The following is a 15,318-nucleotide window of genomic DNA, read 5'->3' as shown; positions in this document are numbered from 1 at the left end:
ACCCTCCTACAAAAGCGGTTGAAATATAATGGCAAAAACCTTGAGAATCCAGTCTCTACCCTCGCTTAACAGCGGCCACACGACATAGGAGCCGACCGGTGTCACAAACAAAACGAGAAACACGATGATCCCGTAGCTCTCAAATTGAGTCATTTTCGCGCGCACCCGCGGCGGCACGAGATCCTCAATAATCCGGTAGCCGTCAAGCGGAGGAAGCGGCAGCAGGTTGAATAAACAAAGCGCGAGATTCAGCTGAATCCATATAGAGAAAAAGCGGTCAAGCCCCATGCTGAATGCCGAAAGCAGCTCCATTCCGTAAGCATGCATCAACACTAGCAAAAAGAAACCGATAAAGGCAAGAAGCAGGTTGCTTACAGGCCCGGCGACGGAAACCAGCACCCCGGCCAGCCGCGGTCTTTTAAAGGCGCGGCGGTTCACCGGCACCGGACGGGCCCAGCCGAAACCCGCGACCAAAATAAGAATGGTTCCGAAAACATCAAGATGTTTAATCGGATTGAGCGTTAATCTTCCCTGTCTCGCCGCTGTATCATCACCGAACCGATACGCGACATACGCGTGCGCCAGTTCATGCATCGTAAATGCCACGATCAGCGTAATGACGACATAGGGCATAAGCTCCAACGGATAATATAAAAATCTGTCCAAATGTAAAAATCCCCTTTTTTAAAAAATGCAAGATTGTCCTTCATTCAGTATACTATAAGTGATCTCTCTTCCAAAGAGAGGAAACGATAAAGGAGGATCAGCACCATGCCGCTCGTAACCGTTAAAATGCTTGAAGGCCGCACAGATGAACAAAAACGGAATCTGGTTGAAAAAGTAACAGAAGCCGTCAAAGAAACGACAGGCGCAGCCGAAGAAAAGATCATTGTCATGATTGAAGAAATGAGAAAGGATCATTACGCCGTCGCCGGCAAACGGATCAGCGATACGGAGTAATCCTTGATAAAGGCCGGCAATGCTGTACGCAGGCCGGCTTATTTCACAATCTTTTCAACCAGGCTGAAAAAGATTTTCTTTTCTTCCTCTGTCAATGCTTCGAACAGTTCGTCAATCAGCAGCTGCCGGTTTTCAATCATTTGCATGGCCGCCATTTTTCCCGATTCGGAAAGCGTCATCCATACCGTGCGGCGGTCTTCGTTGTTTCTCGACCTTTCTACGAACCCTTCTTTTTCTAAATGATTGAGAGCGGTTGTCGTGGCGGAAGGTGATAATGTAACCTCCTGCAATATATCTTTAATCGTACACGTGCCGTGCCGGTAAATAATCCTCAGAATAAATCCTCTGATATTATTGATACTCTTCGGAATTGTCGCCTCATCAAGCTTTTTCGTGCTCTTTAAATACTTTGTAAGAGCGTAATCCAGTACATTTGCTTGTAAGTTATCGTGCTTCATGCAGAAACTCCCCATTTCAAGATGCATCCATCATCATTTGTTAGTTTTTTATTACATTTTACTGATACCTTACGGAGAAAGTCAAAATTCCGGCCGGAATGCCCGCAACTTTTATCCTGCCTCGTACAGACTTTTGTCTCCCTCTTTTTTACCATATCCTTTTATGCAATGCTGGTTTTATAGACACGATTCAGGTAAAATCATAAAGGTGGCTGATCTGATCGGATGCGGCAGACAATATGATTGGAAAAGAAACGAAACAGACAGGGAAACAGAACACAGGATTGTTGATTACACAGAAGATGTGACACGGGTAAAAGCCAAAGAGCTCCTCTTGGTTTTTGCTTTCGGATGGAGGGATGCGTGTTGCGGAATATCCTACAAAAAAAAGACATCACCCAGCTGCTTGAACAAAGCAGAAACAGGCAGACTGCCAAAACGATGGGTGGATTTGATTTAACATTACTGGGCATCGGCGCCGTCATCGGGACGGGTGTCATGGTCCTTACAGGCATTACGGCCGCGAAAAACGCCGGGCCTTCCGTTATCTTTTCTTTTATCATTGCAGCCGTTGTCTGCAGCCTTGCAGCATTATGTTACGCCGAAATCGCTTCTGTTCTCCCGGTTTACGGAAGTGCTTATATTTACTCTTACACGACGATGGGAGAAATTATCGGCCATTTAATGGGCTGGACGCTCTTATCCGTTTATATGGTGACGGCATCCGCGGTCGCAAGCGGCTGGTCAAGCTATTTCAATAATCTGTTAGCCGAAATCGGCATGCCTTTGCCGGACAGTCTGCTGCACGTGCCGAGCCAGGGAGGCATCGTCAACCTTCCTGCCATCATCATTACTCTATTAATTGCGGTCGTTCTGTCACGCGGCTCCAAAGAGAGCAAAACATTTAATAATATAATGGTTCTCGTAAAAATCGGAATTGTTTTGCTGTTTATCATCACAGGCAGCTTTTTTGTAAAGCCGGGCAATTGGCATCCTTTTATGCCTTTTGGAATGAAAGGCGTCATCACAGGGGCTTCTGCCGTCTTTTTTGCGTTTCTCGGGTTTGACGCGATTTCCGCTTCGGCTGAAGAGGTCAAAAAACCGCAGCGCAACCTGCCGATCGGCATTATCGGTTCACTGGTGATCTGTACATTAGTATACGTCATTGTCTGTCTCGTCATGACGGGGATGGTTCCGTATACACAGCTAAATGTGCCGGAAGCCATGTCTTATGTATTGCAGACTGTCGGACAAAATGCGGTGGCGGGCGTGATCGCTGCAGGAGCGGTGATCGGGCTGATGGCCGTCATTCTCGCGCATACGTATGCAGCGACCCGCATATCCTTGGCGATGGCAAGAGACGGAATGCTGCCGAAAGTCTTTACCATTGTCGGAAAGAAATCGGGAGCGCCGATCTTTAATACGTGGCTGATCGGACTGATCAGTGCATGCATTGCGGGTTTTGTTGATCTGAAAGAACTGTCGGATCTCTCAAACATCGGCGCATTGCTGACATTCGCCATGGTCAGTCTGTCCGTGCTGATTCTGCGCCGCACTCATAAGGATCTGCCTCGGGGATTTAAAGTGCCTTTCGTTCCCGTACTGCCGATTTTGGCCATTATCTGCTGTTTGTTTTTAATGGTCAATCTGCCGCTGAAAACGTGGCTTTATTTTGCCGCCTGGCTGATCATCGGCGTGATCGTTTACTTTTTATATTCGTACAAGCACAGCAAATTGAGACAATAAACAAAACCAGGCCCGCATGTTGCGGCCTGGTTTTTACATAAAAAAAGACGAAAGCCATCGCCTTTAACAAATGTGTTTCAGCTCTTCTATGTAGTGAAGCGCCTCATCATATTCTTCATCTGTATATTTCTGCTTGCTCTTTATCGTAAACACTTTCTCTTTCTTTTCCTCAGCTTCAAGGCCGTCAAAATACAAAATCGTAGACACCAGCTCCAGAAACCGGGATGAACGGCTGTTGACGCTGTCGATGTACTTCTTCATATCCGGCATCGTCAGCTCCGCGTGATGTAAAAACTCAGCGCCCGTCTCCGTCAGCGAATACCGGTATTGAAAGTAGCCGCCCTTTTTTTCCTTCACCTCATCCAGAAACCCAAGATTGCACAGCTCTTCAATTCGAAGCGTCAGTTCTTCGGAATACGGGCCGTAAAAATGAAAATCATATTTTTCGTAGAAAGGATACTGCATTTTCTTCGCGATATAAATGATTTTCTGCAGCTTTTTCCGCCCGATGATTTCTCCAGAATCCGAGAACACCTTCATCAGTTTTGCATGTTCTTTCAACAAATTCCCGACATCTCCTTTTCCTTCTTTACCAAAATCCTTTTATGTCAGTCCCAGCAGCTGCCGGATTTTTAATTTCGCTTCAGGGTTTTCTGAATCGTCAAAAATGAGGTCCATCGGATAGTACAGCTTATGATCCGTCCGCAGTTTCCCCGAAATGGATTCGACAATGGCGGACTGCCTGGACAGCTCTTTGATCTGGCCGTTCTGCGTTAACAGATGAATCGGCAGACGCTCCTCCTCTTCACCCGGTCGGTAAAAATCATACGGCAGATCCGATGAAGAATCGACCACCAAATAATAATTGGGATCAATTCCCGCCTCTTTAAACAGAGCAGTCAGTTCAAAATAAGCCGACATTTCCTCATTCGGGTTAAATTCGGCATACTGAAACAGCTGGCGGTTAATAAAGCGGCGGCACAAGTCGGACAGAATCTGATCCTCTTCATCCTCCCAAGCCTGGAAATAATATAAAATGATAGCTTCATCTAACTTCAGATAATCCTCAAGCGTCAGCTTCCCTTCAAAGATGGAATAAAAATGAACGGGAGCATGCGTGAAGATATACCCTTCTTCATGGAGCTGCTTCGCACGGTGGAGGATTTTCGTCAAAATGACTTCAGCGCTTCTCGTCACGGGATGAAAATACACCTGCCAATACATTTGATAGCGGCTCATAATATAGTCTTCGACGGCGTGCATGCCGCTTTGCTTAATGACGATCTGGTCCTCACGCGGACGCATCACCCTTAAAATCCGTTCCATATCAAAATGTCCGTAGCTGACGCCCGTATAGTACGCGTCCCGCTGAAGATAATCCATCCGGTCGGCGTCAATCTGGCTCGAAATCAGGCTGACCACCTGTTTGTTTCTGTATGTTTTAGCAATGACTTCTGCAACATCCTGCGGAAATCCGGGACCCGCCTTTCTGAGAACCTGATTCACCTCGGTATCGCCGAGAATAATTTCTCTCGTAAAGTCTTCATGATCCAGATGAAAAACCTTTTCAAAGGAATGCGAAAACGGCCCATGTCCCAAATCGTGCAAAAGCGCGGCGCTGAGACAGAGTTCGCGTTCATTGTCATCCCATTCAGGGCGCCCTTTAAAAACATCGTCAACCATTCTTCTGACAATCTCATAGACGCCGAGAGAATGGTTAAAACGGCTGTGTTCCGCGCCGTGAAACGTCAAATACGTCGTACCGAGCTGTTTGATCCGGCGCAGCCGCTGAAATTCACGGGTGCCGATCAAATCCCAGATCAGCTTGTCCCGCACATGTACATAGCGGTGAACGGGATCTTTAAACACTTTTTCTTCTGATAATTTTCCATTTGGATACGCCATCGTCATTCCCTCTTTTTTTTAGCCGTGATTCTATTATATCGGCTCAGTCTTTTGAAAACATCCTTGAATTTGTCCGGCGTTTTGTTCCACTTTTTCCGAAACTGATTTTTTTGAAGCAAAAAAGCCTGACCCATCGGGCGAGGCTGTCGAAACACACATTTACTTTTTGATCTTCTTTTTCACTTTCTCAATCAGCTCGTCCTCAGTCGGCGCCGACAGCGGGCGGTTGTTTACGAAAGCAAACGATTTTTTGCGTCCGGGCCCGCAATATGACTGACAGCCGACCTCCACTTTTGCATCCGGGTCAGCTTCTTTTAAACGCGGCAGCAATGTCTTAATATTGGTGGCTTGGCAATCATCACACACTCGGAATTCATTAGCCATGATGTACGCTTCCCTTCATTCAATGTTCCTCTATGTTAAATCTTAATTTTAAAAACGAAAAAAATCACACCACATCTCATTGTACAAGGATTCATCTTATCCTGCAAGGCTCTGCGTATCTCTCATTCTTTCAGCCAATTTGTATAAATATTTTCCAATCTGGACATTCTAATACCATCAAAGATATTGGGGGTTGAGAACATTGACAAAACAAAGACAGGACGCCTGGTCAGAAGAAAACGACCTGCTGCTTGCGGAAACCGTGCTCCGTCACGTTCGGGAAGGAAGCACGCAGCTGAACGCCTTTGAAGAGGTAGGCGATAAGTTAAACAGAACGTCGGCAGCGTGCGGATTCAGATGGAATGCCGTCGTCCGCCATCAATACGAAAAAGCGCTTCAGCTCGCCAAAAAACAGCGGAAACAGCGGATGCGCGCGCTCGGAAACGGACAGCCGGCCAAGAAGAAACTATTATATCAGCCGCCTGCTCCGGAAGCGGATATCATGCAGGAAACCGCAGCCGAAGAGACGGTTCAAGCAGAAGCGCCTAAAGAAGACCGGCAAGCCGTCATGTCCGGCGAACATATGCCTTATGTCGATGAAAGCTTCAAGGAAGAGTTAGCTAGTTTATCACATTTGCTGGCGCCTCAGCAGCCGAGCCAAAAGGCGGAGCTCACAATGGCAGACGTCATTCAATTTCTGCAGAGCTATGAAGGCAGCGGAAAGCAAACTTCCGCCCTGCAAATGGAAAATGACCGTTTAAAACGGGAAAACAAAGAATTGCAGTCTAAAACCGAGCAGCTGGAAGCGGCCGTCGAAAAGCTTGAAAAAGACCAAAAAACCATTCAGGAAGACTACGAAACCTTGGTTAAAATTATGAACAGAGCCAGAAAACTAGTTTTATTTGAAGAAGACGAACACGCCTCCCCGTCCTTCAAAATGGACCGGAACGGCAATTTAGAAAAAATGGCCGAATAACGGAAAAACCCCCTTTCCTTGTCATGGAAAAAGGGGTTTTTGCCATTTGTCAATGACGTACAACCTGATCTATATTAATGTAAACATTGTTCATGAGGTCTTCTTCCCGCAAGGCCTGCATATCTCGGTTCCCGCCCGCACATAAGCATAAAGATTCAATTCCTCACCCCAAATGGTTCTTGGGAATTATTGCTTGATTTACTACTGTGCAATACACTGTATAAATAATACAATTATTAGATATGATGGGAATGATAGTAAATGAGTAGCCAATTACGAAAAGGAGCGTTGGAACTTTGTGTGTTATCCCTGCTTCTTTATGAAGATTTATATGGTTATGAATTAATCAAGATCATAAGTGAAACGTTCCCTGTATCGGAGGGCACCATCTACCCCATATTACGAAGACTCACAAAAAATAACTATTTAAAAACGTATACAGCAGCTTCAGATCAAGGCCCGTCACGCAAATATTACAAAGTAACAGAAGAAGGCGCCTTTTATCATCACACATTAAAATCGGAATGGCTTGACCTGTCCGAAAAAGTGAACAGCATCATTAAGGAGGGAAAATGAATGTGTAAAGACCAATATTTAAAACATCTCCGGCGGGAAATAAAAGATCTGCCGGAATTTGAACAAAAAGAGATACTCGCGGATATCAGCGAAATATTTGACATGGGCGGGGCTGAAGGAAAAAGCGATGAACAAATCGCCGGCAATTTAGGTAATCCAAAAACACTTGCGCGCACTCTAAAAGCGGATATTTTCATCAATAATGCCCAGGAGCAGAAGACATGGCGCTCCTTTTTCAAGGCATTCGGCCTGCTGCTGGGTATGGGCATGTTCAACTTCATGTTTATGCTGACACCGTTTCTTTTTGCCTCTGTTACGGTGTTAAGTTTGATGGCGATCGGCCTTATGCTGATGACCGGATCATTCTTTCTCCTCGTAAAAGTGCCGATTGTAACAGCCATCTTTAACGGATGTATTGTCCTCGGAGCCGGTATGGCAGTGTTTATGGCCGGATTTGATCTTTCGAAACTGATATTCCGCATCTTTTTGCGCTATTTCAAATGGAATGTCAGCGTTGTAAGGAGGGAAAACATTGAAACGGAAAATGTGGTATAGCATTGCTCTCATTTTAATCGCAGCCGGTCTGATCGGAAGCATGTTCTTCGGTTTTGACGGCTTTTATCCTAATTCATAAGGAAGGTGTGCAAATATTATGACTGAACCGGCCCTGATATTGAAAAATGTTTCTAAAACCATCAATCATACTCCGATTGTACAGTCAATTTCTTTCGATGTGAGAAAAGGTGAGATTTTCGGCCTTCTCGGACCGAACGGCTCGGGAAAAACCACTATTTTCAGAATGATCGTACAGCTTATTAAAAAAACGGAAGGAACCATTTCGTTCAGGGGCAGACCGGACAGCGACTTTGAATATTTTATGAATCATATCGGGGTTATCATCGAAGGCCCGGACATGTATCCGAATATGACCGCTTTGCAAAACCTGAAATATTTCACCAGACTGCGGAGCACCTCGATGAAAACGGATGACCTCATGAATATCCTTGCAAAAGTCGGATTAGAGCAGGCTGCCCGTAAAAAAGTGAAACATTTCTCATTAGGTATGAAACAGCGCTTGGGGCTCGCTTATTCTCTTCTTCACAATCCCGGGTTATTAATTCTGGATGAACCGATGAACGGCCTTGATCCTAAAGGAATGAGAGAATTGCGCACCATTCTTTCTGATTTAACGAAGCAAGGGGTTTCTATTTTATTATCAAGCCATTTATTATCTGAAATGGAGGAAATTTGCGACAGAGTTGCCTATATCAAAAAGGGCCGGATTTTAGGAATTGAAGAAATGAAGAAAAGAAATGACCCTGCCCAGAAAAAGCTGTTTACCATCACGGTCAATCACTCTGAAAGGGCGAAAGAAATTTTGGAACAGGAAGGTATTCTTCAAGTACAGCAAAAAGACAGCCGCATTATTGAATTGGAAGCGGAAGAAGATACCATCCCGTATGTCATTAAATCTTTGGCAGAGAAAGAGATTCTGATTTCCCGCGTTTCTGCAAGAACTTTGTCATTGGAAGAAAAATACATGATGATTACAGATCAGGAGGACGCGGTATGAGCATATTTCATCTGGCGCAGAACGAATTCATAAAAATAACCCGAAAAAAAAGCACGCTTTTATCTCTTTTTTTCCTGTTTCTCATCGTTTTGCTGGCCGGCCTTATTATGAATCATGAGTTAGATGCTTCCTCGGATAACAATTGGAAGGAACGGCTTCTCGCCGAAAAAAAACAGGAAGAAATTGATAAACCGGCTGAAACGACAGGCGTTTATTATTCTGCTGATGTTAAGAATAAAGACTATTACTTGGAGCATAACATCAACCCCTATGAATGGAACGGCTGGAGGTTTTTCGGCACGGTTACTTCAAACGGGCTTGAGATTTTCGTATGCTTAACCGCGATTTTAACCGTCTGCGGGGTTGTTTCTAAAGAGTTTGCCCTTGGGACGATTAAGTTTATCGCCACAAGCCCGAACCGAAGATGGCGGATTTTAGCATCAAAATTTCTCGCGTCCCTTCTGTTTACCGGTATGGTTTATTTGTTTTACTGTGTGAGCTGTTTGCTGATCGGCGGCGTGTTATTCGGTTTTTCCAATGCTTCATATCCGCTCGTCTATACTCATTTAAATGACAGTCTGTATACCATCAGTTCCATAAAAGCATCAGGGATCATTCTTCTTTTGCGTTTCATTTCAATTATAAGTATTGTCACCATCGCGTTCACTTTGTCAGTATTGTTCAAAAGTCAGGCTCTCTCCCTTTGCTTATCCGTTTTACTGCTGTTTGCCGGCAGTATATTGGGCGGAACAGATTTGCTTGCTCAATTTACGTGGTATAAATTCACACTATTTCCGCATTTAAATCTCGTTGCTTATGTAAATAAAAGCGCGGGTGATGCAATTTCAACGTTAAACATTCCCTATTCCGTGACGGTTATAGCGATCTACTTTCTTATTTGTTTATTGATTTCTTTTTCCGTCTTTCAAAAGAGAGACATTACAGCATAGACAGAGAGGCGGCGGCATAATGAGCGGACGGCAGAAAATACTGACGGTCCAGCAATTTGCCGCTGGCCTTCCCTTGATCCATCGCTAATGGATTCAAATAACCGAAGCTCCCGCTGCTTCGCTGCTGAAAGCGTAGAAATTCCCGCCCTTCCTGTATAAAAAGAGCGTCATCGAATCGAAGAAATTTCATAATGGCTGTGTATTTCGCAACGGCATCAATGTGATACTTTCTGCACTCGGCTAACATTAAACCTGAGAAAGCAAAGTCCGATGTTTTGTACCATTTTGTGAGAAAAGGCTGTAATTCTTTCATTTGCAAATAAGAGACGGCATAAAGGGCATCTGCCTGTTCTTCCTGCATGCCGCCCGGTGCCGTGAGCAAATCGGCCTCCCGTTTCATTGCGGTTTCTAAGAAAATGATCAGCTCTTCCGGGGTCACTGCCCCAAAATAAGCTGCTAACACCATGAGGATCATAGAGGCGGGCTCTGATTTCAGTTCCTCTTGTAAACCGCGGACCATTTGTTCCAGTCCGTTATGAAAAAAAATGCTTTTTGCGGCATCCATCCTGCGGTAAACATGATACGCATACGCGAACAGGACCGGGTGGCATTCATGCGTTTTTTCTCCGAAATAACGGTCTAGGAATAGAATAACTTCTTCTGTATCCTTTCTGCTTTCAAAATGATGACATGCCGCTAAACCGCAAAACAGGTGCATAAGGTCATCAGCTTCCATCTCTTCCGGCTGCAGCTGAAGGTTCTTCCAAAAACCCAGCAGCCATTCTTCTGTTTTTTTTATATTAAAATGTCCCTTTACTATCTGCATGTTCGACACTCCAGATTCAGAATCTCAATCGCCGGCAGAAGAGCCGGAGCACATTGAATGGATGGATTCTCGTTATTTATGTAATGAAGGGCTGCTTGACAGCCATAAAAAAAAGGATCGATACACGATTGGATCAATAACATAGTGCAAAGCTGTTTCATTTTTCGGCTGCTGAGACAAAACACAAGCCATTTTTGAATGGAAGCCTTCAAGCCGGGATGAAGCTGATGCTCCCCCTTATTCAAATGAAGAAGACAGTACTCAATAAACTCAAGCTCGTTTTCAGCTGTTCTTTTCCATGCGTCGCGGAGCAAAGGCTGAAACATCGAATTTTTGTAAAAACGGACTTTTTCCTGATCAAATGGCATTTCCAGTTCGTTCAGCAAACCGACTAATTCGGCGTATTTAAAATAAGGCCATTCTTTTTTTGTAAGATATCCGTTTTGCAATCCATGACGTATGATCTGATCATCCGCTTGCAATCCCTGCTTCTTTTTATAAGTTTTTGATGTTAAATAGATATGAATCAATTCATTGACTATGGCCGTATTGCAGTGAAACAGATCCTCCCAGCATGACTTATCAACGAAGGCTGCCGCAATCCTTTCAATATGTTCTTTTAGAACGGAAGAATGGCTCGTCTTCCTGTAGTATTTGCAGAAGCCGGCAAACAGCTGAATGCTCTTCATATCCGGAAGCGATTGTTCAGCAAAAGATAATAAAAATTGTTCTGTCTCTTCAGCTAATCTATTCAAGTTAATCGTTCCTTTCTGCTCTAAGACAAGCATGCGCGGCACCCGCGGCGACAAGTGTTGTATGGTAGCAGTGTTTAAACACATCTTCTCTTTGCTGCTCACCTTTCAAACCAGGTTTATGTTGATAGGTGATGCCCGGGATATTCCCTTCTTTCATTCGGCCCTGAAATATTTTATTCCAGGCTGCCTCATAGAGCGGTTTATGATTTTCTTTTTCCATGTCGATATGTAAAAAAGAGCTGCACATCAATAATTCACTGGTAATATCTAAATTCTCAAGACATATATAAATCCCGAGAAATTTCAGAACCTTTTCTTTTAAGGAGGGCAGATGATACTCTTTATCTGTAAGCGAAGAACATCCCATATCTGTTATATAAAAAATCGTATGAGTGATACTGTACGCATCATGGTCAGTCATATATGTATTTGGGATATTTTGACCGGCTGCCGTGTAGCAGTATAAATCAGAAAAATCCGGCATTTCTAAATTTACGCCTGCTCTTTGCAGACTGTACTTCAGATCCATTTTTCGAAAGGGAATTTTAGCAAGGCTTTCATCAAAACGAGACGCCGTGAATTTTTCCAGCTCCCATATCACTGAAGCCCGTGTCGGGTGATCAGTTAAGACAAGAAATTCACCTGCAATAGCCAATCCGGCAAGGCCGTCCGGATCAAAATGAATAAATTCTTCAAGCTGATCATTACGGAGCCTTTCTGTAATAAATTCCGTTAAAACAGCAACTTCCTTATCATCTGCCTGATTTCTGATCAGGTAATTGGTAAGAAAAATAAGCTCTATAAATGTTTTAAGCCGCCATCTGAAATCGTTCGCTACTTTATGATTCATATCAAAATAATGGATATTCTCAACAATCCATGACAGTGCTCCCCGCTTAATTTCTCTTATATACTCCTGTGTCAAACTCTCACCGCCTTTTCTAAGATGCGTAGGTTCCAAACGGATGAATCTAATTCTGAACGGCTAAATCATTGAAATTCAAATTCGGGTTTTGATTGTCTTCTTGGCTCGGTACTACAAGCACCCAGCCGCTCCAAGCAAAGCTATTGCCTGATTGCTCCGCATCTCCGGCTAACAAATGTGTCGGGATCGTGATTCTTTTTTCCTCTTTTATTTTTTTAAAATTCATATCTCCATCTCCTCTAGTTTATAGAATTATTTGGAACCTACAACAATATATTAATCAAATAAGGGATAAATTGTAAACTAGTTTTAGAATAACGATTCTTTTTTCACTATAACTAATTAGTATATAATTACTAAAAATAAAAAAGCCCGGACCTAGTCCAAGCTTTCCTGCGTACCGAACACCTTCTCATTCCGTTCCAGCATTCGGGTCAGATTTTTTTCAAATACCATTTCTTCTTCCGGCGATAATCCGGCTGCATACAGGCGGCCGCTGCGTTCCTTCAGTTCGGTTAAAAGTGACAGCATTAAGTCCTGCACGGTAATGTCCGTTTGCAGCAATTCGCTTAAGGAAGCCATCGTTTCAGGCCGGATGTCGGGGTACACGCCTTTTGTGTCATTGCTTTTGTCTTTTAAAGCGGCTTGATAGAAACGTCTGATCAGATCGGCGCGTTCGCTTCCGCTTTTATCAGCGCAGAGGTAAATCTGAACTGCGGTTCCGCCCCGCAGGCGCCTTTGTGAGATTCCCGCGAATTTCCGCCCGCCGATGCTGAGATCATAGCTGCCCGGACAATACGATCCTTTAATTTCATATGCTTCAATTTCAGCATTGTACGAACGCAGCATCCGCCGCACCAGCTCCGTCATCGCCTCGTAGCCTCTGTCGATGTCGATGCCTTTTTTCTCGTCTTCAAAAATAAGCGAGATATTCAATACGCCTTCATCAAGAACGACCGCGAGGCCTCCTGAATTGCGGACAATTACACGATAGCCTTCGTCCTCCAGCAATTTCACGCCGTCCTCTAAAAACGGCAGGCGTGTGTCCTGAATGCCGAGCACGATCGTCCGGTGGTGCACCCACGAGCGTGCTGTCGCAGGCGATTCCCCTTTGCCTACGGAGGCGCACAGCGTATCATCCATTGCGAATGACTGCTTCGCATCAAAATAAGGACCGAGGCTGGATTGGTCAATGATTCTCCAGCTCGGCTGCATCAATAAATCAATCGGTTGCTTTCCCATCTATATTAAATCCCTTTCGTCATAGGCTCTCCATGCATTTATTATATCATTCCGCTTAAGATGATTGAAATTGACTTTTCAAAAGAGCGATGAAGATTTCTTTGTTTTTTGTGTTCTCCATAATGGAAGATTGAATGATAGACAGTTTCCGCTTTAAGGAAAATCCTTTGATCTGAAGCACGGAAATGCTGCCGTGAAGCAGATCCTTTTGCAGTACGCTTTTTGACAGAACGGAAAGACCCATTCCACTGATCACAGCTTCCTTGACGCCCTGGTTGCTGCTGATCGTCATCATGGATTTCGGCCGCAGTCCGTTTGAATGCAGGACATGGTCCAAATATTCCCTCGTCCCCGAACCCTTCTCCCTCGTCACCCACGCTTGATTTTGCAAGTCGGTGACCGGGATGTTTTTTCTGCCGGCGAGCGGGTGCCCGTTCGGAGCAGCAATGCATAATTCATCCTCCATGAACGGCTGAATGTCGAGCTCGTTTTTCCCCGTATGTCCTTCTATTAATCCGATATCGGCTTGAAGCATCCGAACTGCTTCGCTGACCTCCTCCGTGTTCCCGATCATGACGTCAAGGTTCAGTTCGGGATACTCGTCATGAAGCTTTGCAAGAAGCGGCGGCAGAATATATTCGCCGATGGTAAAGCTCGCGGCGATTTTGAGCTTCCCTTTGACATAATGATGATGGGCGTAAATTTCGGTTTTCGCCTGCTCGTACAAGAAGACCATTTGCTTGGCGCGCTGATAGAGAATGTCCCCCGTCGGCGTAGTCGTAAAGTGCTTCGGGGAGCGGTTCAGCAAGGCGGTTTGGAATTCTTTCTCCAGATTTTTAATGTGAAGGCTGACGCTCGGCTGAGAAATCATCAGCTTCTGCGCCGCTTTTGTAAAGTTTTTTTCTTCCACGACGGCAATGAATGTTTTCAGTTCCCCATAATACAAAAAGCATCGCCCCTTATCATTATTTTTCCTAATTGTTTAGATCATATAAATATATTTTACTAATGATTAAGACCGCAGTAAAGTGGAGTTATCAACCTAACGGGAAGTGACGGAGATGAAGATGGTAAAGGGTGTTTCAGTTACCGCAGGAATTGCGTTTGCGGCTTTCTATGCCAGCCGCCTGCCGTTTTTAAATTTGCTCGGAATGCTTGTCCTCGCGATGCTGATCGGAATGGTCTGGCGCGCCGTTTTCGGACAGCAGGCGGCATTGGAGCCGGGGATTCGATTCTCAAGCAAATACTTGCTTAAAGCCGGTATTATCCTGCTTGGCATGAGACTGAACTTGACGGATATCTATCATGCCGGCTGGCACGTATTTGCAATTGCCGTCTGCTGTATGATGGTTGCGGGTGCGGTCGTATACGGACTGTCCCGGCTGTTTCGCATTGATCAGACACTCAGCATGTTAACAGCCTGCGGCACAGCGATCTGCGGGGCGGCTGCCATTGCCGCGATCGCGCCGCAGATCAGGTCAAACGAAAATGCGACAGCCATCAGTGCAGCCGCCGTTTCGTTATTAGGAACCGTTTTTACTGTTGTATATTCTCTTTCTTATCATGTATTGGGCTTTTCTCCTGCTGCTTACGGCGCCTTTTGCGGGGCAACGCTTCATGAGGTGGCGCATGCGGCGGCGGCCGGAAGCGCCGGAGGAAAAGCAGCCGTCGAGATGGCGGTGATCGTCAAGCTGACTCGGGTCGCGCTGCTCGTCCCGGCCGCATTCATGCTTGGAATGCGGGCGCGCCGCAGCGGGAAATCAGAGACGGTCTCTGCTGCTTCACTGCCGATCCCTTGGTTTATCTTCGGATTTCTCGGAATGAGCGCCATCCACACATCAGGCATCATTTCCGCCGCGCATTCCGCGTTTCTTGTTCAAGTGTCCTATGTTTTAATCGGCATGGCAATGGCGGGTCTCGGTTTGAACGTTCATATATCGGCGTTTCGTCATAATGGCTGGCGGGCGCTCGCGGCTGGCTTGATCGGCTCTCTCTGTTTATCGCTGTTCGGCTGGGCCGCAGTGGCTTTCTTTCTATAAAAA

General features: G+C 45.1%; 19 protein-coding genes. 8 read left to right on the top strand and 11 right to left on the bottom strand.

The features are described 5' to 3' along the window. Positions 1 to 6 precede the first annotated feature (6 nt). Complete coding sequence (locus tag ACH32G_RS06470) at positions 7 to 666, bottom strand: site-2 protease family protein (RefSeq protein ID WP_003151043.1); 660 nt, start codon at positions 664 to 666, stop codon at positions 7 to 9. A gap of 105 nt (positions 667 to 771) precedes the next feature. Between ACH32G_RS06470 and ACH32G_RS06465 the strand changes: the two genes are divergently transcribed. Continuing rightward, positions 772 to 960, top strand: coding sequence for a 2-hydroxymuconate tautomerase (locus ACH32G_RS06465; RefSeq protein WP_003151042.1), 189 nt, complete (start codon positions 772 to 774; stop codon positions 958 to 960). Positions 961 to 998: 38 nt separating this feature from the next. Here the strand turns inward: ACH32G_RS06465 and ACH32G_RS06460 are convergent, their stop codons facing one another. Further along, positions 999 to 1,418, bottom strand: a complete 420-nt coding sequence (locus ACH32G_RS06460) for a MarR family winged helix-turn-helix transcriptional regulator (RefSeq protein WP_016937588.1) — start codon at positions 1,416 to 1,418, stop codon at positions 999 to 1,001. A 366-nt stretch (positions 1,419 to 1,784) separates the two neighbouring features. Here ACH32G_RS06460 and ACH32G_RS06455 point away from each other — a divergent pair, with 366 nt between their 5' ends. After that, the gene (locus tag ACH32G_RS06455; RefSeq protein WP_016937587.1) at positions 1,785 to 3,164 is read left to right on the top strand and encodes an APC family permease; all 1,380 of its coding nucleotides are present in this window, start codon (positions 1,785 to 1,787) and stop codon (positions 3,162 to 3,164) included. A 63-nt stretch (positions 3,165 to 3,227) separates the two neighbouring features. Here ACH32G_RS06455 and ACH32G_RS06450 read toward each other — a convergent pair whose 3' ends face one another. The 3 genes from ACH32G_RS06450 to ACH32G_RS06440 form a co-directional block, all read right to left on the bottom strand. After that, positions 3,228 to 3,728 carry a YwgA family protein gene (locus ACH32G_RS06450; RefSeq protein ID WP_007407653.1) on the bottom strand — a complete coding sequence of 167 codons (501 nt, stop codon included), beginning with the start codon at positions 3,726 to 3,728 and terminating at the stop codon, positions 3,228 to 3,230. 39 nt (positions 3,729 to 3,767) lie between these two features. Continuing rightward, positions 3,768 to 5,069: an HD domain-containing protein gene (locus tag ACH32G_RS06445; RefSeq protein ID WP_016937586.1), complete on the bottom strand. Its 1,302-nt coding sequence runs from the start codon at positions 5,067 to 5,069 to the stop codon at positions 3,768 to 3,770. 159 nt (positions 5,070 to 5,228) lie between these two features. Continuing rightward, positions 5,229 to 5,453: a DUF1450 domain-containing protein gene (locus ACH32G_RS06440; RefSeq protein WP_003151034.1), complete on the bottom strand. Its 225-nt coding sequence runs from the start codon at positions 5,451 to 5,453 to the stop codon at positions 5,229 to 5,231. 202 nt (positions 5,454 to 5,655) lie between these two features. Here ACH32G_RS06440 and ACH32G_RS06435 point away from each other — a divergent pair, with 202 nt between their 5' ends. The 5 genes from ACH32G_RS06435 (at position 5,656) to ACH32G_RS06415 (ending at position 9,528) form a co-directional block, all read left to right on the top strand. Further along, on the top strand, positions 5,656 to 6,429 hold the full coding sequence (locus tag ACH32G_RS06435) for an RsfA family transcriptional regulator (RefSeq protein WP_016937584.1): 774 nt from the start codon (positions 5,656 to 5,658) through the stop codon (positions 6,427 to 6,429). Between the two features lie 261 nt (positions 6,430 to 6,690). Beyond that, complete coding sequence (locus ACH32G_RS06430; RefSeq protein WP_012118696.1) at positions 6,691 to 7,005, top strand: PadR family transcriptional regulator; 315 nt, start codon at positions 6,691 to 6,693, stop codon at positions 7,003 to 7,005. Then, positions 7,006 to 7,560: an HAAS signaling domain-containing protein gene (locus tag ACH32G_RS06425; protein ID WP_366971044.1), complete on the top strand. Its 555-nt coding sequence runs from the start codon at positions 7,006 to 7,008 to the stop codon at positions 7,558 to 7,560. Positions 7,561 to 7,657: 97 nt separating this feature from the next. After that, a complete protein-coding gene (locus ACH32G_RS06420; protein ID WP_448814129.1) occupies positions 7,658 to 8,578 on the top strand; it encodes an ABC transporter ATP-binding protein in 921 nt (306 codons plus the stop codon). Further along, positions 8,575 to 9,528, top strand: coding sequence for an ABC transporter permease subunit (locus ACH32G_RS06415; protein WP_448814128.1), 954 nt, complete (start codon positions 8,575 to 8,577; stop codon positions 9,526 to 9,528). Before ACH32G_RS06420 ends, ACH32G_RS06415 begins: the two co-directional genes overlap by 4 nt. Here ACH32G_RS06415 and ACH32G_RS06410 read toward each other — a convergent pair. The 6 genes from ACH32G_RS06410 to ACH32G_RS06385 form a co-directional block, all read right to left on the bottom strand. After that, on the bottom strand, positions 9,518 to 10,354 hold the full coding sequence (locus tag ACH32G_RS06410; protein ID WP_448814127.1) for a hypothetical protein: 837 nt from the start codon (positions 10,352 to 10,354) through the stop codon (positions 9,518 to 9,520). The genes ACH32G_RS06415 and ACH32G_RS06410 overlap by 11 nt on opposite strands. Beyond that, positions 10,345 to 11,142: a hypothetical protein gene (locus ACH32G_RS06405; RefSeq protein WP_448814126.1), complete on the bottom strand. Its 798-nt coding sequence runs from the start codon at positions 11,140 to 11,142 to the stop codon at positions 10,345 to 10,347. Before ACH32G_RS06405 ends, ACH32G_RS06410 begins: the two co-directional genes overlap by 10 nt. Further along, on the bottom strand, positions 11,111 to 12,034 hold the full coding sequence (locus ACH32G_RS06400; RefSeq protein WP_448814125.1) for a DUF6895 family protein: 924 nt from the start codon (positions 12,032 to 12,034) through the stop codon (positions 11,111 to 11,113). Before ACH32G_RS06400 ends, ACH32G_RS06405 begins: the two co-directional genes overlap by 32 nt. 46 nt (positions 12,035 to 12,080) lie before the next feature. Continuing rightward, positions 12,081 to 12,260, bottom strand: a complete 180-nt coding sequence (locus tag ACH32G_RS06395) for a hypothetical protein (protein ID WP_016937575.1) — start codon at positions 12,258 to 12,260, stop codon at positions 12,081 to 12,083. A 152-nt stretch (positions 12,261 to 12,412) separates the two neighbouring features. Beyond that, positions 12,413 to 13,276 (bottom strand): lipoate--protein ligase family protein, encoded by an 864-nt coding sequence (locus tag ACH32G_RS06390; RefSeq protein WP_045926605.1) that lies wholly within the window; start codon positions 13,274 to 13,276, stop codon positions 12,413 to 12,415. A 55-nt stretch (positions 13,277 to 13,331) separates the two neighbouring features. After that, positions 13,332 to 14,222 carry a LysR family transcriptional regulator gene (locus tag ACH32G_RS06385; RefSeq protein WP_016937573.1) on the bottom strand — a complete coding sequence of 297 codons (891 nt, stop codon included), beginning with the start codon at positions 14,220 to 14,222 and terminating at the stop codon, positions 13,332 to 13,334. A gap of 115 nt (positions 14,223 to 14,337) precedes the next feature. Here ACH32G_RS06385 and ACH32G_RS06380 point away from each other — a divergent pair, with 115 nt between their 5' ends. Beyond that, positions 14,338 to 15,315, top strand: a complete 978-nt coding sequence (locus ACH32G_RS06380; RefSeq protein ID WP_342007173.1) for a YeiH family protein — start codon at positions 14,338 to 14,340, stop codon at positions 15,313 to 15,315. Positions 15,316 to 15,318: the final 3 nt, after the last annotated feature.

The sequence above is a fragment of the Bacillus sp. CIS52 genome (assembly GCF_053545315.1).
Note: the sequence above shows the minus strand (reverse complement) of the source record. Positions and strands in the feature narration are given on the sequence as shown.